Source organism: Streptomyces filipinensis, assembly GCF_014649495.1.
In the GTDB taxonomy this organism is placed as follows: Bacteria; Actinomycetota; Actinomycetes; order Streptomycetales; family Streptomycetaceae; genus Streptomyces; species Streptomyces filipinensis.
The window spans coordinates 524,977-544,281 of the sequence record NZ_BMTD01000001.1 but is presented as its reverse complement, the minus strand read 5'-3'; the positions used below and the strand labels follow the sequence as shown (position 1 = coordinate 544,281).

General features: G+C 72.2%; 16 protein-coding genes and 2 tRNA genes. 4 read left to right on the top strand and 14 right to left on the bottom strand.

All coding sequences use genetic code 11. The features are described 5' to 3' along the window. Positions 1-39: 39 nt before the first annotated feature. The 7 genes from IE244_RS02390 to leuS all read right to left on the bottom strand — a co-directional run bounded on the left by IE244_RS02390 (position 40) and on the right by leuS (position 9,994). The gene (locus tag IE244_RS02390; RefSeq protein ID WP_078963231.1) at positions 40-285 is read right to left on the bottom strand and encodes a hypothetical protein; all 246 of its coding nucleotides are present in this window, start codon (positions 283-285) and stop codon (positions 40-42) included. 57 nt (positions 286-342) lie between these two features. After that, entirely contained in the window at positions 343-1,179 is an 837-nt protein-coding gene (locus IE244_RS02385; RefSeq protein ID WP_191870920.1) for an arylamine N-acetyltransferase family protein, read from the bottom strand. A 23-nt stretch (positions 1,180-1,202) separates the two neighbouring features. Then, the gene (locus IE244_RS02380; protein WP_191870919.1) at positions 1,203-3,965 is read right to left on the bottom strand and encodes a ComEC/Rec2 family competence protein; all 2,763 of its coding nucleotides are present in this window, start codon (positions 3,963-3,965) and stop codon (positions 1,203-1,205) included. Continuing rightward, on the bottom strand, positions 3,962-5,164 hold the full coding sequence (locus IE244_RS02375) for a helix-hairpin-helix domain-containing protein (protein WP_191870918.1): 1,203 nt from the start codon (positions 5,162-5,164) through the stop codon (positions 3,962-3,964). The genes IE244_RS02380 and IE244_RS02375 overlap by 4 nt, the downstream gene beginning before the upstream one ends. A 121-nt stretch (positions 5,165-5,285) precedes the next feature. Further along, the gene (locus IE244_RS02370) at positions 5,286-6,131 is read right to left on the bottom strand and encodes a DegV family protein (protein ID WP_031158770.1); all 846 of its coding nucleotides are present in this window, start codon (positions 6,129-6,131) and stop codon (positions 5,286-5,288) included. Between the two features lie 70 nt (positions 6,132-6,201). Next, on the bottom strand, positions 6,202-6,951 hold the full coding sequence (locus tag IE244_RS02365; RefSeq protein ID WP_191870917.1) for a hypothetical protein: 750 nt from the start codon (positions 6,949-6,951) through the stop codon (positions 6,202-6,204). 172 nt (positions 6,952-7,123) lie between these two features. Further along, a complete protein-coding gene (gene leuS / locus IE244_RS02360; protein WP_191870916.1) occupies positions 7,124-9,994 on the bottom strand; it encodes a leucine--tRNA ligase in 2,871 nt (956 codons plus the stop codon). 437 nt (positions 9,995-10,431) lie between these two features. Between leuS and IE244_RS02355 the strand changes: the two genes are divergently transcribed. After that, positions 10,432-11,718 carry a cytochrome b/b6 domain-containing protein gene (locus tag IE244_RS02355; protein WP_191870915.1) on the top strand — a complete coding sequence of 429 codons (1,287 nt, stop codon included), beginning with the start codon at positions 10,432-10,434 and terminating at the stop codon, positions 11,716-11,718. Continuing rightward, the gene (locus IE244_RS02350; protein WP_191870914.1) at positions 11,715-13,325 is read left to right on the top strand and encodes an NADH-quinone oxidoreductase subunit NuoF family protein; all 1,611 of its coding nucleotides are present in this window, start codon (positions 11,715-11,717) and stop codon (positions 13,323-13,325) included. The genes IE244_RS02355 and IE244_RS02350 overlap by 4 nt, the downstream gene beginning before the upstream one ends. Positions 13,326-13,457: 132 nt before the next feature. Here the strand turns inward: IE244_RS02350 and IE244_RS02345 are convergent. After that, positions 13,458-13,530 (bottom strand) — tRNA-Ala (locus IE244_RS02345). A gap of 117 nt (positions 13,531-13,647) precedes the next feature. Between IE244_RS02345 and IE244_RS02340 the strand changes: the two genes are divergently transcribed. Continuing rightward, complete coding sequence (locus IE244_RS02340) at positions 13,648-14,880, top strand: glycosyltransferase 87 family protein (protein WP_191870913.1); 1,233 nt, start codon at positions 13,648-13,650, stop codon at positions 14,878-14,880. On the opposite strand, the gene IE244_RS02335 is transcribed toward IE244_RS02340, so the two are convergent. The 3 genes from IE244_RS02335 to IE244_RS02325 all read right to left on the bottom strand — a co-directional run bounded on the left by IE244_RS02335 (position 14,849) and on the right by IE244_RS02325 (position 16,675). Continuing rightward, complete coding sequence (locus IE244_RS02335) at positions 14,849-15,082, bottom strand: hypothetical protein (RefSeq protein ID WP_006136074.1); 234 nt, start codon at positions 15,080-15,082, stop codon at positions 14,849-14,851. The two genes, IE244_RS02340 and IE244_RS02335, sit on opposite strands and share 32 nt — an antisense overlap. A gap of 3 nt (positions 15,083-15,085) precedes the next feature. Beyond that, a complete protein-coding gene (locus IE244_RS02330; RefSeq protein ID WP_191870912.1) occupies positions 15,086-15,259 on the bottom strand; it encodes a hypothetical protein in 174 nt (57 codons plus the stop codon). A gap of 69 nt (positions 15,260-15,328) precedes the next feature. After that, positions 15,329-16,675, bottom strand: a complete 1,347-nt coding sequence (locus IE244_RS02325) for an MFS transporter (RefSeq protein WP_229853954.1) — start codon at positions 16,673-16,675, stop codon at positions 15,329-15,331. Between the two features lie 314 nt (positions 16,676-16,989). Between IE244_RS02325 and IE244_RS02320 the strand changes: the two genes are divergently transcribed. After that, positions 16,990-17,907, top strand: a complete 918-nt coding sequence (locus tag IE244_RS02320) for a helix-turn-helix transcriptional regulator (RefSeq protein ID WP_229853953.1) — start codon at positions 16,990-16,992, stop codon at positions 17,905-17,907. Positions 17,908-17,960: 53 nt separating this feature from the next. On the opposite strand, the gene IE244_RS02315 is transcribed toward IE244_RS02320, so the two are convergent. The 3 genes from IE244_RS02315 to rsfS form a co-directional block, all read right to left on the bottom strand. Continuing rightward, positions 17,961-18,033, bottom strand: a tRNA-Ala gene (locus tag IE244_RS02315). 90 nt (positions 18,034-18,123) lie between these two features. Then, on the bottom strand, positions 18,124-18,792 hold the full coding sequence (locus IE244_RS02310; protein WP_191870910.1) for a histidine phosphatase family protein: 669 nt from the start codon (positions 18,790-18,792) through the stop codon (positions 18,124-18,126). Next, positions 18,792-19,235 (bottom strand): ribosome silencing factor, encoded by a 444-nt coding sequence (gene rsfS, locus IE244_RS02305; RefSeq protein ID WP_191870909.1) that lies wholly within the window; start codon positions 19,233-19,235, stop codon positions 18,792-18,794. The genes IE244_RS02310 and rsfS overlap by 1 nt, the downstream gene beginning before the upstream one ends. Positions 19,236-19,305 lie beyond the last annotated feature (70 nt).

Sequence of the window (19,305 nt, the reverse complement as noted above, 5' to 3'; positions counted from 1 at the left end):
GCCCGAACACCAGCCACCAGCCACCAGCCACCAGCAGGACTACGGCTCCTCCCGCCACCCCTCCCACTCCCCCGCGAACGCGTCCAGCTCCACCGGGTCCAGCCGCCGCTCCGCGTCCCGCAGGACCACCAGCCACTGCGCGTCCTCGGCATCGTCCTCGCCGGCCAGCGCATCCCGGACGAGCTGCGGCTCCTCGGCCAGCCCGAACCGCTCCCCGAGCGCCTCGGCCGCCTCCTCGGCGGCATCCCGGTCGGGCAGCACCAGCACGTGTCTCACATCGCTCACGGGCCCATTCTCCGACACCCCACGACAACCGAACGGCCAGGTCAGCCTTGGACACCGTCAGAGGCACGGACTCCCGTCCCGCACCGTCGGCACACAGTCCAGCTCGATCCCGAACCGCTCCCGGTACACCGTCAGCACCTCCTCGTCCGTCTCCAACTCCCGTGTCCCGCGCTTCCCGTCACCGCCCGTCGTCTTCAGCACACGCCCGCTGAGCGTGATCCTCCCTCCGTCCTCGGTGACCCTTGAGCAGACCAGCGACCGGGTGAAGTGCGACAGCGGCGAGGTCCTGTGCCACCAGGCCCCGGCCACGAAGTCCCCGAGCACCCGGGGCCGGGTCTCCAGCCGGTACTGCGGGCTGCCGTCCCGTACGACGTCCAGGTCCCCGGCCCCCGTCGAGCCGCCACCGCGCGCCCCGGCCTCGTCCGGACCGGCCTCCACCACCCGGAACACACCACCCGGGTCGGCCTGCTCCGCGCGTTCCGCGTATCTCAGCGGGTAGTGGCTGTGGGCCCCGAACCCGACGTCCGCGAGCCATGTGTCCCCCTCCACGGTCCGCACCCGCAGGGCGAGATGGTCGTACGGGATGCCGAGCCGCCCCTCGTCGCCGTACACACGGGCCGCGAGCAGTTGGACCTCGTAGCCGAGAGCGGCGAGCAACGCGCCGAACAGGCCGTTCAGTTCGTAGCAGAAGCCACCCCGCCCGCGTCCCGCCACCTTGTCCAGCAGCCACTCCTCCTCCAGCTGGATCTCCTCGCCGAGGTGGATGGACAGGTTCTCGAAGGGAACGGTCCGCAGATGACACAGATGCAGCTCACGCAGCGCCTCGGCGGTGGGCCGGTGCGGGCGCTCGGCACCGATCCGGCGGAGATAGTCGTCGACCTCGTGGGAGTCCATGGCCCCAGTCTGGGCGAGGCCGGTCAGTCTCTGGCCACCCGCACCTCCCCACCCGTCCCTCCCGTTCCGCCGACCGCGAGCTCTCCGTCCCGGTCGGTGCGCAGCACCAGCGCGCCGCCCGCCCGCAGCGCGGCCACGGTCGCCGGAGCCGGATGACCGTACGGGTTGTCCGCGCCGCAGCTGATGAGCGCCACCCGGGGAGCCGCCAGCCGTATCAGCTCCGGGTCCTGGTAGGCCGAGCCGTGATGGGCCACCTTCAGTACGTCCACACCGGCCAGCTCGGCCGCCACCGGTGACCGCGACAACGCCTGCTGGGCCGGCGGTTCGAGATCACCCAGCAGCAGGAGTCTCAGTCCGCCCGCACGGACCAGCATCGCGACGCTCGCGTCGTTCGGACCGTCCGGTTCGGGCACCGGGCCCGGCCATGCCGGGTATCCCGGGTCCGACGGCGGCCGTGTGCTCGGCGGGGGCCACAGGATCCGCCAGGAGAGCGGTCCGGTACGCCCTTCCTCGCCCGCGACGGCCCGCGTGAGCGGGATGTGCCGCGCCGCGGCCACCCTGGTGACGAACTCCGCCTGCTCGGGGGGTTCCTCGAAGCCGGTGGTCTCGATCGCGGCCACCGAACGGCCCCGCAGGACACCGGGCAGTCCCGCCACATGGTCGGCATGGAAATGGGTCAGGACGAGCAGCGGGACGCGCGTGATGCCCAGCTGCCGCAGACAGTGGTCGACCAGCGCGGGATCGGGTCCGGCGTCCACGACCACCCCGGTCCCCTCGCCCGCCGCCAGCACGGTCGCGTCTCCCTGCCCGACATCGCACATCGCGAACCTCCAGCCCGGCGGCGGCCAACCGGTGATCACCCGGGTCAGGGGTGCCGGCCGCACCACCACCAGCACCAGCAGCACCGCGAGCAAGGCGGCCCACCACGGGTGTCGCGGCAGTCGCCGGACGGCCAGGACGAGAGCCACGGTGACCGCCGCCAGCGCCAGCGCTCCCGGCCAGCTTCCCGGCCAGCCCACTCCCGCGCCGGGCAGCGCCGCCCCCGTCCGGGCCACCCCGGCGATCCATCCGGCCGGCCAACTCGCGCACCAGGCCAGCGCCTTGGCCGGCCCCATCGCCAGCGACGCCCACACGAGCGCCGCGAACCCCAGCACCGTGGCCGGCGCCACCGCCACCTCGGCCAGCAGGTTGCACGGCACCGCCACCAGGCTCACGCGCGCCGACAGCACCGCCGTGACCGGGGCGCACACCGCCTGTGCCGCGGCGGCCGCCGCCAGCGCCTCCGCGAGCCTCGGCGGCACCCGGCGCCGCCGCAAGGCCTCGCTCCAGCCCGGTGCCAGCACCAGCAGCGCGCCGGTGGCCAGCACGGAGAGCAGGAAGCCGTAGCTGCGGGCCAGCCAGGGGTCGTAGAGCACCAGCAGCAGGACGGCCGTGGCCAGTGCGGGGACCAGTGATCTACGGCGCCCGGTGGCCAGGGCGAGCAGTGCCACCGCGCCGCAGACGGCGGCCCGCAGCACACTGGGGTCGGGCCGGCTCACGACGACGAACCCGAGCGTGAGCGCTCCGGCGAGCAGCGCGGTCCCCCGCAGCGAGAGCCCCAGGCGCGGGGCCAGACCCCGGCGCTCGGCCCGCTGGGCCAGGCCGGGCGGCCCGATCAGCAGCGCGAGCAGGATGGTGAGGTTGCTGCCGGACACGGCGAGCGTGTGCGTCAGGTCCGTCTCCTTGAACGCCTCGTCCAGTTCGGGCGTGATCCGTGAGGTGTCGCCGACGACCAGCCCCGGAAGGAGCGCCCGCGCGTCCTGCGGCAGATCGTCGGTCGCCTCCCGCAGCCCGGCCCTGAGCCGTCCCGCGAGCCGTTGCGGCCCGCTGGGGCCCGCCACGATCCGCGGCCCGGGCCGGCCGCGCACCCGCAGCACGGCCGCGGTCGGGTCTCCGCCGGTCAGTGCCGGCGCCAGCCGGCCGCCCACGCGCAACCGCGTGGACGGCAACAAGCCGAGCCAGGCATCACGCGCACGCCGCCCGTCGCGGACCCCGGCTCCCGCCGTGCCCCACGCCGCCGCACCGCCGTTCCGAGCAGCACCGCCGTACGGCGCGGGGATGTCCGCGTCGACGACCAGCAGTACCGGGGTCCGCGTCCGCACGCTCGTCCCGTCGGTCCGCGCCACGCGCCGCACCTCCGCCCGGGCCAGCACCGCCACCGGCGCCGCGTGATCGCCGCGCACCCGCGGCCGGCTCAGCCAGGGATCGCCGCTCACCTCCACCTCGGCGGTCACGGTCGCGTACCGCCGGGCCAGGTCGGGCACGGGACCGCGGCGTACGTCCGCCCCGTGCAGCCCGGCGGTGGCGGCCGCCGCGGCGACGCAGAGCAGCACGGCGGCGATCGGGGCGCGGGCCCACCCGGACCGCTGGAGCGTCCGTGCTCCTCGCGTCTTGCGTCCGTCCCGGCGGGTCGGCGAGGCCTCTGCGGGCCGTCCGGCCCGGCCGGAGCCGCGGGCCGACAGCAGAACGATCCCGCCTGTCAGGCAGGCGATCGCGAGGACGGCCGTCCAGGCCGCCGGTGCGTCCAGCGTCGCGGCCGCCGTGGCCCAGGCGGCGAGCGCGGGCGGCACCAGGCGCAGGTCCAGCGGCCCGGGCCGGTCGACGTGCGCGGCCCCGTCCTCCTCACGGTCACGTACCTCGGCGTCTGCGGCCCCCCGGTCCCGCGGCCGCCGGCCTCCTCGCCCGGCGTCCGCGAGCCCGCCGGGCCTTCCCCGTCCCGGCGGCCCGCCGCCGATCACTTGGCTCATGGCCGTACCAGATTCCGCAGATCGCCGAACCGGCGGTCGCCGATGCCGTTGACCTCGCGCAGCTCGTCCACCGAGCGGAAACCACCGTGCTGGGTGCGGTATTCGATGATGTGCTGCGCGAGCACCGGGCCGACTCCGGGCAAGCCGTCGAGCTGGTCCGCCGTGGCGGTGTTGAGGGAGACAGGCTGCGCAGGGCCCGCGCCCGCCGGTCCGGCGGCCGTCCCGGACGCCGGACCGGGGCCCGGTCCAGGCGGTGCCGCTGCCCCGGTGGGCGCGCCGACGACGACCTGTTCGCCGTCGACCAGGAACCGGGCCCGGTTGAGCCCCTCGGTGCTCACGCCCGGACGGGCACCGCCGGCCGCCCGCAGCGCGTCGGCCACCCGGGAACCGGCCGGCAATCGCCGGACCCCCGGCCTGCGGACCTTGCCGCTGACGTCCACGACGATCTGTCCGGCCGGCGTCGGCGACGCGCCCGCTCGCACAGCGGGCTTCGCGGCATCTTCCCTGTCGGCGTAGGGAGTGTGCGCGCGCACCACTTGGGGGGCGCTCACTGACTCCGTCCGCCCGGCCCAGAAGTGCTGCACGGCGAACACCGCGGCGACCACGAGGATCACGGAGAGCGCCACGACTCCACGCCGCTCCACGGCGAACTGTGTCTGCAACCGCACCGGCAGCCGCTCCCGCAACGCCAGCCGGGCCCGCTCCCGCCGACCGGGGCCGACCGGCTCCGAGGGCGCCAACGGGTTCAAGGCGTCGGCGGGTTCGGCTTCCGGTGACGTACGTGGCGCCGGTGGTGCCGTCTGGTCCGTCGGCACAGCGTTCGGTGGCGTGACCGGGCGAGGTGCGGCCGTGGTCGCTGCCCTCGCCGGACCCGGAGTGGTGACTGTCCTCGCCGGACCCGGAGTAGCCGCTGTCCTCGCCGGACCCGGACCGTGCAACAGGTCCGCCGTCACCGTCTCGGTCGCCAGGGGCGCGGGATCTTCCCCGTCCGGAGGCCCGTTCCCCGACTCCCGCCACCGTACGGCTCGTTCGCCGAAGAGGAGCTCGGCGCGGCGGCGCAGTTCCTCGGCCGGTGCCGGCGCGTGACGGGAGCGGCGGTGGTCGTGGCCACGGTGGTGGCGGACACGGCCGTCTGAGGTGGGACCACGGCCGGGGCCGCTGGTCGGAGTGGCTGTGCGTGAACGTGATCGAAGTGCCATGCGACGAGGATGGAACATCCCGCCGATTCGCGATGATCTTGGTCAATTCCCGGGGACGACGGCCCCGTTGTGGATAACACCGCCACCCGTACGAGTGAAGGATCAGCCCGCAGGTGATGGATCAGCGGGGTGAGACCACCGCTCCCAGCAGCCCGGGACCGGTGTGTGCCCCGATGACCGCCCCGACCTCGCTGACATGCAGGTCGGCCAGGCCGGGCACCCGTTCCCGCAGCCTGTCCGCGAGCGCGGCGGCACGGTCGGGGGCGGCGAGATGGTGGACGGCGATGTCGACCTCGGCGCTGCCCGCCCGGTCGGCGGCGATCTCCTCCAGCCGCGCGATGGCTTTGGACGCCGTACGGACCTTTTCGAGCATTTCGATGCGGCCGCCGTCGAGCTGGAGCAGCGGTTTGACGGCGAGCGCGGATCCGAGCAGGGCCTGTGCGGCTCCGATGCGACCGCCGCGGCGCAGATAGTCGAGGGTGTCGACGTAGAAGTATGCCGACGTGCCCGCGGCCCGCTTCTCGGCGGCCGTGACGGCCTCGTCAGCGGTCCCGCCTGCCTCCGCCGTCTCGGCCGCGGCGAGCGCGCAGAAGCCGAGGGCCATCGCGATCATCCCGGTGTCCACCACTCGTACCGGCACCGGTGCTTCACGCGCCGCGAGGACCGCCGCGTCGTAGGTGCCGGACAGCTCGGCGGACAGGTGCAGGGAGACGATGGCACGCGCGCCGGACTCGGCGACCCTGCGGTAGGTCTCCGCGAACACCTGCGGGCTCGGCCGGGAGGTCGTGACAGGACGGCGCTTCTGCAGCGCCTGGGCGAGCGAGCGTGTCGAGATCTCGGTGCCCTCTTCGAGTGCCCGGTCGCCGAGGACCACGGTCAGCGGCACCGCCGTGATGCCGTGACGCTCCATCGTCCGCGGCGGCAGGTAGGCCGTTGAATCGGTGACGATCGCGACATGGCGGGACATGAGCTGGAGGTTACCTGCCGTAGTGCTCGCGCGGCAGCCCGGCCCCTTCGAGGCGGGCCGGGACGGCCGCTCAGGTGGTGCTCTCGGGCCGGGGCCGCTTCTGCCAGGGGTACGCGGGCCGGGGCGACGGCGGGGTGATCGCCTGCGGCGCCTGCTCCTCGGCCGTGCGGGAGGTGCGCGAGCGGGCGTGCCTCCGCGCCGGGTCCTCCGCGGCGGACGGAGCCGTGGACGAAGCGGACGCGTCGGGCCGTCGACCGGGCGTCGGTGCGGGGCCGGCCGGGGTCCAGTGACGCAAGGCGTCGGCCTCGATGTCTATCTGGTCGCTGAGCGCTCCCAGATCGTCCTCGACGAAGCGGCGCGCCCGGTCGCGGACGGCCCAGCGCAGTGAGTCCGCGGACTTGGTGATGCGCTCGGTGCGGGCGCGCAGCTCGGGCAGCCGTGCGCTGAGCTCGGCCCGGTCCGGCTCCGACTCCAGGCGCCTGAGGTCGGCGTCCAGTTCGCGCCCGTGCGCGCTGAGCCGCTCGAAGAGACCGAGGGACTCCTTCAGCGACTCGTCCTCCGCCGCGCCCGCGCGCAGCGCGTCCTGGGTGGCGCGCATGGAGGTGCGCAGCGCGAGCCGCAGTTGGGCGATCTCGGCGGCCGGGCCGACCTGGACGAAGGACTTGGCGCGCAGCGTGTGGTCCTCCACCGTGCGCCGGGCCTGCTCGATCGTCCGGTCCACCCCGCGTCTGGCGGCGGCGACCGCTTTGACCGTGGCGTAGGCGCCCAGGCCGACGAGGAGCAGGAAGAGCAGGGTGAACACGACGATCACTGCTTCCACGACGCTCCTCCTCCGGCCGGCGCGGCACTCGCCGCTGCGCTTTCCACGGTAAACGCAGCGGGCAGGTTCGGAGTTCCAGAAAAACCCCGAACCTGCCCGTAGGGGACTACCCCGATACCGGTCTCACCGGCGTCCGGTCACCGGCTTACCGGCCGTGCCGGACAGGTGTCCGTCACGCCGGAACGATGTTCACCAGCTTGGGCGCCCGGACGATCACCTTGCGGATGCCCGCGCCGTCCAGCGCCGCGACGACCTTCTCGTCGGACAGGGCCACCTTCTCCAGCTCCTCCTCGGAGATGGCGGGCGGCACCTCCAGGCGGGCCTTGACCTTGCCCTTGATCTGCACGACGCAGGTCACGGTCTCGTCCACGACGTAGTCCGGGTCGGCGACCGGGAAGTCCTGGTGGACGACCGAGTCGGTGTGGCCCAGCCTGCGCCACAGTTCCTCGGCGACGTGCGGGGCCAGCGGGGCGACCAGCAGCACCAGCGACTCGGCCACGGACCGGGGCACGGCGGTGCCGGCCTTGGTCAGGTGGTTGTTCAGCTCGGTGACCTTGGCGATGGCGGTGTTGAAGCGCAGGCCCTCCAGGTCCTGGCGGACGCCGTCGATCGCCTTGTGCAGGGCGCGCAGGGTGTCCTCGTCGGGCTCTGCGTCGGTGACGGTGACCTCGCCGGTCGTCTCGTCGACGGTGTTGCGCCACAGCCGCTGCAGCAGCCGGAACTGGCCGACCACCGCGCGCGTGTCCCACGGGCGGGAGACGTCCAGCGGGCCCATGGCCATCTCGTACAGACGCAGGGTGTCGGCGCCGTACTCGGCGCAGATCTCGTCCGGGGTCACCGCGTTCTTCAGCGACTTGCCCATCTTGCCCAGCAGGCGGCTGACCTTCTCGCCCTGGTGGTAGTACGCGCCGTCGCGCTCCTCCACCTCGGCGGCCGGCACCGCGATGCCACGGCTGTCCCGGTAGACGTAGGCCTGGATCATGCCCTGGTTGAACAGCTTGTGGAACGGCTCGGGCGACGAGACGTGGCCCAGGTCGAACAGGACCTTGGACCAGAAACGCGCGTACAGCAGGTGCAGCACGGCGTGCTCGGCGCCGCCGACGTACAGGTCGACGCCGCCGTGCGGCTGGCCCTCGCGCGGCCCCATCCAGTACTGCTCGACCTCGGGGTCGACCAGCTGCCGGTGGTTGTGCGGGTCCAGGTAGCGGAACTCGTACCAGCAGGATCCCGCCCAGTTGGGCATCGTGTTGGTCTCGCGGCGGTACTTCTTCGGCCCGTCACCCAGGTCCAGGGTGACGTTGACCCATTCCTCGTTGCGCGACAGCGGCGTCTCGGGCTGGGTGTCCGCGTCGTCGGGGTCGAAGGTGCGCGGGCTGTAGTCCTCGACCTCGGGCAGCTCCAGCGGCAGCATCGACTCGGGCAGCGCGTGGGCGATGCCGTCCTCGTCGTAGACGATCGGGAAGGGCTCGCCCCAGTAACGCTGGCGGCTGAACAGCCAGTCGCGCAGGCGGAAGTTGACGGTGCCCTCGCCGATGCCCTTCTCCTGCAGCCATGCGGTGATGCGGGCCTTGGCCTCGGCGACGCCCAGGCCGTCCAGCGAGATCTCGTCGTTGGCCGAGTTCATGATCTTCGCGTCGTACGACCCGAAGGCGTTCTCCCATGTCGAGGTGTCGGTGCCCCGGCCGTCGGTCGGCTCCACGATGCAGTGGATCGGCAGCTCGAAGGCGCGCGCGAACTCGAAGTCGCGCTGGTCGCCCGCCGGGACGGCCATGATCGCGCCGGTGCCGTAGCCCATCAGGACGTAGTCGGCGATGAAGACGGGGATCTGGTCGCCGTTGACCGGGTTGGTCGCGTACGCGCCGATGAAGACACCGGTCTTGTCCTTGGCCTCGGCCTGCCGCTCGACATCGGACTTGGAGGCGGCCTGTGCGCGGTAGGCGGCGACGGCCTCGGCCGGGGTGGCGTGTCCGCCGGTCCACACCGCGTGCGTGCCCTCGGGCCAGGCCTCGGGGGTGAACTTCTCGACCAGCGGGTGCTCGGGCGCCAGCACCATGTAGGTCGCGCCGAACAGGGTGTCCGGGCGGGTGGTGAAGACCGTGATGCGTTCGCCGTCGATCGGGAAGTCGACGCGGGCGCCCTCGCTGCGGCCGATCCAGTTGCGCTGCTGCAGCTTGATCGCCTCGGGCCAGTCCAGCTCCTCCAGGTCCTCCAGCAGCCGGTCGGCGTAGGCGGTGATGCGCATGTTCCACTGGCGCAGCTTGGCCTTGAAGACCGGGTAGTTGCCGCGCTCGGACCGGCCGTCGGCGGTGACCTCCTCGTTGGCCAGCACGGTGCCCAGGCCCGGGCACCAGTTGACCGGCGCGTCGGAGGCGTAGGCCAGGCGGTACTCGCCCAGGACGTCGGCGCGCTCGCGGGCGCTCAGCTCGCTCCACGCGCGCGTGGTGCCCGGGATCGCACGCTCACCGGACTCGAACCGGGCGATCAGCTCCGAGATCGGGCGGGCCTTGCGCGCCTCCTCGTCGTACCAGGAGTTGAAGATCTGCAGGAAGATCCACTGGGTCCACTTGTAGTAGTCCGGGTCGATCGTGGCGAAGGACCGGCGCTTGTCGTGGCCCAGGCCCAGGCGACGCAGCTGGGCCTTCATGTTCTCGATGTTCGCCTCGGTGGACACGCGCGGGTGCGTGCCGGTCTGCACGGCGTACTGCTCGGCGGGCAGGCCGAAGGCGTCGAAGCCCAGGGTGTGCAGGACGTTGTGGCCGGTCATGCGCTGGAACCGGGCGAAGACGTCGGTGGCGATGTAGCCCAGCGGGTGGCCGACGTGCAGGCCCGCACCGGAGGGGTACGGGAACATGTCCATGATGAACTTCTTGGGCTTGGCGACCAGCTGCGGGTCGCCGGCCAGGTCACCCTTGGGGTTCGGCGCCGCGTAGGTGCCCTCGGCGTCCCAGAAGTCCTGCCAGCGTGCCTCGATCTCGGCTGCCATGGCGGCCGTGTAGCGGTGCGGCGCGGCCACCTCGGCGGCAGCGGGGTTCGTCTCGCTCATGATCCTCAAAGCTCCATCGATCGTCTCTGCCAGCGGCTGTGACTTCCAAAGAAACGAAAAAACCCCTCGCACAGGAGGGGAAGCCGCGCCGATGCCGACCTCGCGGTTCGACCGGGGTCGGTACTGATCAGCGCGGCCCGCTAAGCAGAAGGCGTACGGCACGCATGGCGCTAGGGTACCGCAGGCCCTGAGCAAGCCGCGACGGCCTTGAGCAAGCCGCGACGCGCTTCCGTATCCCTTGTGGACATGCCAGGAAGCCCCACCGGAACTGAACCAAGGTCAAGGATTACTTCGCGTACCGTCCGCTAAGGGACACCGTCCCAGTCACATCGTCCGTTGATAACAACGCAATAACTCAAACCCCGTACTGATCGGTATGGCGCCACTTAGAGTTCGGCAGCGGGACCGCTTTCCCGAAACTGCTCGGAGTTGCCCCCATGAACCCTCGTCGTAGTACCCGCTCCCTCCCCAAGCCGGGCCGCTCGGCCTATGGGGTGGCATCGGCTGTCGTCCTGCTGCTCATACCCGTGGTCGTGCTGGTCGGAGGCAACCAGTTCCGCGACTTCCTGAACTTCGGCGCGGGCGTGCTCTCCCTCGTCTCACTCAGCTGCTCGGTGATCTGGGGCCTGTTCGCCCAGGACCGGATCTTCCTCAACACACGGCAGCGGATCGTCGGCCAGGCGGTGCACCGGACGACGGCGGTCGCCTCGATCGCGTTCCTGCTGCTGCACATCACCACGAAGGTCGCGCTCGGCCACACCCAGCTGATCGCCGCGATCATCCCGTTCTCGCTCGGCGTCACCGGGATCGGCGGCCTGATCGGGCTGGGCTCGCTGGCCGGCCTGCTGATGATCTTCGTGGGCGTCACCGGCGCCCTGCGCAGCAACTTCGCCACCCCCGCCCCGGTCGCCGCCCGCTGGCGCGCCATGCACATGCTGGCCTACCCGGCCTGGTGCGCAGCGCTGGTCCACGGCCTCTACGCGGGTCGCTCGGCCAAGCCGGTCTTCGTGATCCTCTACAGCCTGTCCCTGCTGGGCGTGATGGGCGCCCTGGCGCTGCGCGCCGCCCCGCGCCCCGTCAAGCGCAGGGTCGCCGACCGGATGGTGGCACTGTTCGGCAGCTCCGAACGGCCGGGCCTGGAGGAGCTGGACGCCAGCCGTTCCCGGGTGGCCGAGCCGGCGCCCGCGGGCTTCGAGGGCCGACGCGAGCCCAGGGCGGCAGCCGCCCCTTCCGCGCCGCTCTACCAGTCCCCCGTCACTCCCGCCGCGGAACCCGCGTCGGGCTTCGCCGCCGCCTACCGCGCCGTCTCCGCGCCGGGCCGCCCCCAGCAGTCGTACGCGGCCGGCCAGGGGGCCCGCATGGACCTGCCGATGGACCTGCAGCCCACCGAAGCCGTCCCACGCGTGGACGGCCCCTCCAGCACATCGGGCAGCTGGCCGATCCCGTCCCCGCCGCCGGTCGGCGAGGCCCCGCGCTCCATGTACGACCCGCTCCAGGACACCGGGCAGACCATGCCGGTCTACGGCAATGCGGACGCGGCCGGTTACGGCGGAAGTGACATGTACGACACCCGTGAGACAAACGGCTTCTACGGCGCGTACAACCCGAGTGACACGTACAACAGCGGTCCCGCTACCGAAACGCTGCCCGGCGCGTCGTACGACACATACGACACACCGGGTTCGGGCGAACCTTGGAACATGCCGTCCGGAGGCTTTAAGTGAACGAGGCCCTGCCCGACGTCCCCGAAGTCCGCGTGGTCGGCCTTCCCCAGCTCACGTCGGGCTTCGACCTTGTGGAACGACTCGACCTGCCCATGCACCTGAAGGTGCACGGGCCGCTCGACCCGCTCGGCGGCGAGCAGCTCGCGCAGCTCGCCGAACGCATCAACCTCAAGGGCCGCGGTGGCGCGGGCTTCCCCTTCCACAAGAAGCTGCGTTCGGTCGCCGAGTCGGCGATCAAGCGCGGCGTGCGCCCGGTCGTGGTGGTCAACGGCAGTGAGGACGAACCGGCCTGCCGCAAGGACACGGTGCTGATCAACCGTGCCCCGCACCTGATCCTGGACGGCGCGCTGCTGTGCGCCGAGGCGCTCGGCGCACGGACGCTCGTGATCGGCGTCACGCGCGAGTCCACGCAGCGCTCCATGGAGGCCGCGCTCGCCGAACGCGGGCTGAGCAACAGCCGTAGATCGGCGCTACGCGCGTGGGTGCAGCGCAATCCTGTGAGGATGGTCACCGGGGCCGCCGCCTCGCTGATCCGCTCGATCGACGGCGGCCCGGCGATCCCCCCCGGCCGCAAGATCAGTGCCTCGCAGACCGGCGTGGGCGGCGCTCCCACACTGCTGTCGAACGCGGAGACGTTCGCCCAGCTGGCCATCGCCGCCCGCATCGGCCCCGAGCGCTACGGCAACACCGGCCTGTACGACGAACCGGGCACCGTCATGCTCACGGTCTCCGGTGCGGTCGCGCGCCCGATGGTGCTTGAGGTCCCCACGGGCGTGCCGCTGCGCTACGTGCTGCAGCTGGCCGGCGCCCCGCCGGTACCGCAGGGCGTGCTGACCGGTGGCTACCACGGCAAGTGGATCGACGCGGCGACCGTCAACGAGGCGATCGTCTCCCGTAACTCGCTGGACGCGGTGGGCGGTTCGCTGGGCGCGGGCGCGATCCTGCCGATCAGCCAGGAGACCTGCCCGCTGGGCGAGTCGCTGCGGGTGGCGCAGTGGCTGGCCGAGGAGAGCGCCGGCCAGTGCGGCCCCTGCTATCTCGGACTGCCCGCCGCCGCGCGCGGGATGGAGGACATCCTGAACGGCGGCGGTCCGGCCGCCCTGGAGGCGCTGAAGCAGGTCGCGAAGAACGTCAAGCGGCGCGGCGCCTGTTCGCATCCGGACGGCTCGGCGATGTTCCTGGAGTCGACCATCAAGGCGTTCACCGACGACCTGGCCGCCCATGTGCTCGGAAACGGCTGCGGACGGCCCGTGGAGGGCGTTCTGCCGCTCTTCGAGGGCGGCAGGGCCCCTGCGGGCATCGCGGGCGGCGGAGAGCCCGAGGAGACCGGTTCCAGCCGCCAGAAGATCTACGTCGACTGGACGCTGTGCCGGGGCCACGGACTGTGCGCCGACATCCTCCCCGAGGTGTTCGAACTCGGCGCCGACGGTTTCCCTACCGTCGCCCAGGCGCAGGTGCCCCGGTACGCGGAGGCGAAGGCGCTGCGCGCGGTGCGCCGCTGTCCGGCACTCGCCCTGCGCATCGAGGAGGACACGCGCGGGCAGGCACCCTCCCGGAACCTGCCGGTCGTCTCCCAGGGCCGCGGCCGGCGCGCTCTCGGCCGCTGAGCGCGCGAAAGGGGCGGGTCACCCGGCTCGGGTGGCCCGCCCCTTTCGCGCGGCCGCCCGTCCTTCGGCGCGCACCTTTGCGCAACACACCGAAGGCGGACCATCCTTCGGATGATCCGCCTTCGATTTCTGTGGAGCTAAGGAGAATTGAACTCCTGACCTCCTGCATGCCATGCAGGCGCTCTACCAACTGAGCTATAGCCCCTTGTTTTCTTTTGTTTCGCCCGGTTCCCCCGGCGACGTCGTAAACATTACAGGCCCGGGGACGCAGCGCCAAATCGGTTTCAGGCCTGGACCGATACGACCGCTAATGTCTGCTTTCGTGACCGTGATCGCGCCGTCAGCAGCCCACCGCCGCACGCCGGTCGCGCTGGGGGTGTGCCTGGCGTCCTTCGCGGCGTTCTGCGCTGCTCAGCGAGCCGCGCACGTGTCGATGATCGACCTGATGGTGTACCGGGCCGAGGGCGCCACCGTGCGCGCCGGCGGCGACCTGTACGCGCTGCGCGCGACGGCCGCGCACCTGCCCACCACCTATCCGCCGTTCGCGGCGCTGCTCTTCACCCCGCTGACCCTGCTGGACACCGCGCCCCTGCGGCTCCTGGCGACCGCCGGGAACCTCGCGCTCCTGGTGGTCTTCGTACGCCTGTCGCTGAGACTCGTCGGCCACGCGCGCGTGGACACCGTCTGGTGGGTCGCGGCGCCGGCCGTGTGGTGCGAGCCGGTGTGGACGACCCTGCGCTACGGCCAGGTCAACCTGCTGCTGGCCGTCCTGGTGCTGGGCGACCTGTCCCGCCGCCGCGCCGGCCGGCACGACCACCTGGCGGGAGCGGGGCTGGGGGTGGCCGCGGCGGTCAAGCTGACGCCCGCGCTGTTCCCGGTGTTCCTGCTCGCGACAGGGGTCGTGGCACACCTGCGGGGCAGGGACGCCAGGCCGTGGCTGGGGCACGCGCGCGGGGCCGGCGTCGCGTTCGCCGGGGCGACGCTGCTGGCGGCGGCCGTCCTGCCGTACGACTCGTGGCGGTTCTGGACGGACGTGGTGTTCCGCGTGAGTCGGGTGGGGCATGCCGAGGACACCGCCGACCAGGCCCTGCGCGGCGTCCTGGCCCGAGTTCTGCACACGCCCGACCCGGGAGCGCCCTGGGTGGCCGCGGCGGCCGTCGCGGCCGTCCTGGGCCTCGCGGCGGCCGTGGCGGCGGAGTTGCGCGGGCGGCGGGACTGGGCGGTGTGCGCCTGCGCCGTCACCGCACTGCTGATCAGCCCGGTGTCATGGACGCACCACTGGGTGTGGTGCGTACCCCTCGTGCTGCTGCTGTGGTCGCACGGGCCCAGGCCCGCGGCCCTGGGCACGCTGCTGGTCTTCTGCTCGTACGCCCCCTGGTGGGTGCCGCACGGCACCGGGCGCCCGGAACTGCACCAGAACACCACGGAGTTGACGCTCTCGGCCCTCTACGCGGCAGCCGGCGTGCTCTTCCTCGCGCTGACGCGGACATCGTTGCCGCGGCGCGGCAGCGGTGCGGGCGGCGTCAAGCCGTCACAAAGGAATAGAACCGCTTGAGTGTGCAGTGCTCCTCCAGGAGGCGGCCGTAGATCGGCTCACCCTCCAGTTCCCGGTACGTCTCGATCGGGTCGCCCTTTATGATCAGCGCCCGCGCGCATTCCTCGCACCAGTACTGGTAGTCGGGATTGATCGGTTCCATGTCACGGACGATCGGGGTACCGCTCCCGCACCAGTCGCACTTTCGCCTGTGTGCACCCATCGATCAGCTCCAGCTGTGGCCGCAGGCCGTGCACACGTAGGAGATTCCGCCGTTGTCGCCGAGAACCTGGGCGACATGCGCGGAACCACAGGAAGGGCAGCTCAGCCGCGTTGTCGTGTTCCGTATCAACGCCGCACCGAGGAGGTGGCCGACCTCCTCAAGGATGCTCGCAGGCATCGCTACTCCCTCCCGTCGGGCCGCGCCCCCTTCCGGCCGTTTGATTCTGCCACGGCCGGAGCAATACGGTCAGCGACGCCTCAGTACCAGTCCGGACACGGCCCCCGCCGCGGCCGTCGCGGCCAGCGCCCAGGCGCACACCCAGAACGCCTCCGCAGAGCTATACGAGCGCACGACGCCGAGTGACTCAAGCCGGTTCAGGAACAGTGTGCCGAAGGAGGCCACGCCGATCAGCTGACCGAGCTGGGCGACCGTCGCCAGCAGGCCGCTGGCGTCCGCCGCGTCCTCGGGGCGCACGGTGGCGAGCGCGCCGGTGAGCGTCGGGCTGAAGGCGAGCGCGAGCCCGGCGCCCACGCCGGCGTATCCGGCGTACAGGACCGCTCCCCCGTCGCCGCCCGTGTGGAAGGCCACCCCCACGACGGCCACGGACACCGCGGTCAGCGCGAACCCGGCGGGGGTCAGCACGCGCCGCAGGCCCGCGGGCCACCTTCGCCAGGTCACGCTGACGGCCCCGAAGACGGCGGCGGTCGGGGCGAAGCCCAGGCCGGCCCGCAGCGCGCTGTAGCCGAGGCCGCCCTGGACGTGCAGGGTCAGGGCGAACAGGAAGCCGGCGTTGACCGACATCACGGCGAGGATGCGGAAGACGGCCAGGCCCATCCCGGGATGGCGCAGCACCCGGGGTGCGATCAGCGGGGCGCCACCGCGCCGGGCCAGTCGGGACTCGTATCCGCAGAACAGCCCGAACAGCAGCGCGGCTCCGGCCAGCGACAGCCAGGACCACACCGGCCAGTCCTCCTGCTGCCCGAGCACCAGCGGCACCGTCAGCATCGACACGGACGCGCCCAGCAGCACCAGTCCGGGCAGGTCGAGCGCGCGGGACCGCCCCTTTCCGCCGGCGCCGCCCAGCGGCAGCACGCGGCGGCCCAGTACCAGCAGCAGGACGCCCACCGGCACGTTGACCAGGAACACCGGCCGCCAGCCCGTGCCGAAGAGATCGGCGCTGACGAGCACGCCGCCCGCGATCTGGCCGGCCGCCGCGCCGACGGCGAGGACCGCTGAATAGGCGCCGAGCGCCCGGGCCCGCGCCTCGCCGGTGAACGTGCGCTGGATCAGGCTGAGCACCTGCGGGATGGCGGACGCCGCACCGGCGCCCTGCACCAGACGGAAGACGATCAGTTCGGTCGCCCCCTGCGCCAGGCCGCAGGCGAGCGAGGCCGCGGTGAACAGGGCGACGCCGGCGAGATGCACCCGGCCGTGGCCGAGCCGGTCGCCGAGCCGGGCACCGGTGATCATCAGAACGGAGTAGGAGATGGTGTAGCCGGCGATGACCAGCTGCAGATCGGCGCCCGTCGCATGGAGTTCGGAACCGATGGTGGGGGCGGCGACGTTCACGATGAAGACGTCGAGGGCCGCCATGAACAGGGCGGTGAGCAGGACCGCGAGGAGCAGCCGGGGCCGGTTGTCAGTGCCGGGTGCTTCACTGTGGGTGACGGATGATCCCGCACCGTTCGCGGTGGCGAGGTCACTGTCAGTGGCGGATGGTTCACTGATCTCAGGGTGGGGAGCGGGCCCGGGGCCCGGTCCGGACCGGGATGTCGTCGTCATGGCGTCGAGCCTGACGACGAGCCGGTACCGGTGCCGAGTGCCCGGTGATGCTGGTACTGCCAGCACCTGGCAGGACCGGGCCCGGCTGCCGACGATGGAAGACGGGGACGACGGGGGGCTTGACGATGGCGATGGAGCCGACGAACACGACGAGGGCGGCGCGGGCGCCGAGCACGCAGCGGCGCAGGCCGGAGCTGGCCGTCTTTCTGCGGAGCAGGCGGGCGCGGGTGACACCGGCCGACGTGGGGATGCCACCGGGCCTGCGCCGGCGCACGCCCGGGCTGCGCCGGGAGGAGGTCGCCCAGCTCTCCGGCGTGGGCGTGACCTGGTACACATGGCTGGAGCAGGGCCGGCCGATCAACGCCTCGCCGCAGGTGCTGGACGCGGTCGCGCGCACGCTGCGGCTGGACGCGCCGGAGCGGGAGCATCTGTACCGCCTGGCGGAAGTCCCGTTCGAGGCGGCGGCGCAGGATCTGCCGCGCCGGGTCGCCCCGCGGGTGCAGGACGTCATCGACGCCCTCGACCCGCTGCTGGCCGTGGTCTACAACGCGCGTTACGACGTCCTGGCCGCGAACCCGGCGTACCGCGACCTGTTCACGGTGCCGGAGGCCGGTGCGATCGGCGCGCCGAACGTGTTGTGGACGCTGTTCACGCTGCCGGAGGAGACGTGCCCGGTGGTGCACCGGGAGCACGAGCTGCCGGTGATGGTGGCGACGCTGCGGTCGGCGTACGGCCGGCACGTGGGCGAGCGGGCCTGGGAGGACTACATACGCGCGCTGTCGGCGGCGAGCCCCTGGTTCGCGAGGCTCTGGGCGAGCGGCGAGGTGATACCCCCGGGCCCTCGGGTGAAGACGTTCCGTCACGCGGCGGTGGGTGACATGCGGCTGTCCTCGCAGTCGCTGTCCATCGACGGGATGCCCGAGTGCCGGATCGTGGTCTACACACCGGAGGACGAGAGGTCACGCGCGAAGGTCGCGGCGCTGCGGGAGCGAAGAGAGCGGCTGTGGCCCCCGACCCTGACAACAGAAAACCCCGCCCCCTGAGGGGACGGGATCCTCATCACCGATCTTTGACAACTCAACAGAGTGTCGATCTGTGGAGCTAAGGAGAATTGAACTCCTGACCTCCTGCATGCCATGCAGGCGCTCTACCAACTGAGCTATAGCCCCGTGTCTTCCCGCTCGGCGGGCCGAACAAGAAGAACTTTAGCCTGTGACCTGCCAGAAAGTGAAATCCGGGGTCCGCGAGCCTGCGACGGCTCAGTCGTCGTCGCCGAGGACGGGCTCCGGGAGGGTGCCCGCGTTGTGCTCCAGCAGGCGCCAGCCGCGGGCGCCCTCACCGAGCACGGACCAGCAGCAGTTGGAGAGGCCGCCGAGGCTCTCCCAGTGCCCGGCCTCCAGACCCAGGAGCCGGCCGATGGTGGTGCGGATGGTGCCGCCGTGGCTGACGACGACCAGGGTGCCGTCCTCGGGGAGCTTCTCGGCGTGCCCCAGGACGACGGGTGCGGCACGGTCGGCGACCTCGGTCTCCAGTTCGCCGCCGCCGCGGCGAACCGCCTCGCCGCGCTTCCAGGCGGCGTACTCCTCGCCGTAGCGGGCGATGATCTCCTCGTGCGTCAGTCCCTGCCAGACGCCCGCGTAGGTCTCGCGGAGGGCTTCCTCGCGGGTGATGTCGAGGCCGGTGAGGGTGGCCAGCTCCGCGGCCGTGTCCGCCGCCCGCTGCAGGTCCGAGGAGATGATGGCGTCGGGTCCCAGGGAGGCCAGCAGCCGGGCGGCGCGACGGGCCTGGCCGATGCCGGTCTCGGTCAGCGCGACGTCGGTGCTGCCCTGGAAGCGGCGCTCGACGTTCCAGGCGGTCTGGCCGTGCCGCCACAGGATGATGCGGCGGCCGCGGCTCCTGCGGTCGGACACCTCTCCGGTGGCGCTCATCACCACTCCCCGCCGGGTTCCTGCTCGGCCTCGGCAGCCTGCAGCTTGGCGTGCTCCTCGGCCTTGCCGCGGGTGGCCTTGGCGTCGGCGGGCAGCTCCAGTTCGGGGCAGTCCTTCCACAGCCGCTCCAGAGCGTAGAAGACCCGCTCCTCGCTGTGCTGGACGTGCACGACGATGTCGACGTAGTCGAGCAGGATCCAGCGGGAGTCGCGGTCGCCCTCGCGGCGTACCGGCTTGGCGCCGAGTTCCTTCTGCAGGCGCTCCTCGATCTCGTCGACGATGGCCTTGACCTGGCGGTCGTTCGGCGCGGAAGCCAGCAGGAAGGCGTCCGTGATCGACAGCACGTCGCTGACGTCGTAGGCGATCACGTCGTGGGCGAGCTTGTCGGCCGCTGCCTGGGCGGCGGTGTGGATGAGCTCAAGGGAACGGTCGGTGGCGGTCACTACGAAGCTTTCGGTCGGCGGTCGCTGGACCTCAAGGGTCTCACGGACCGCCCGGCGCACCCCACGCGAT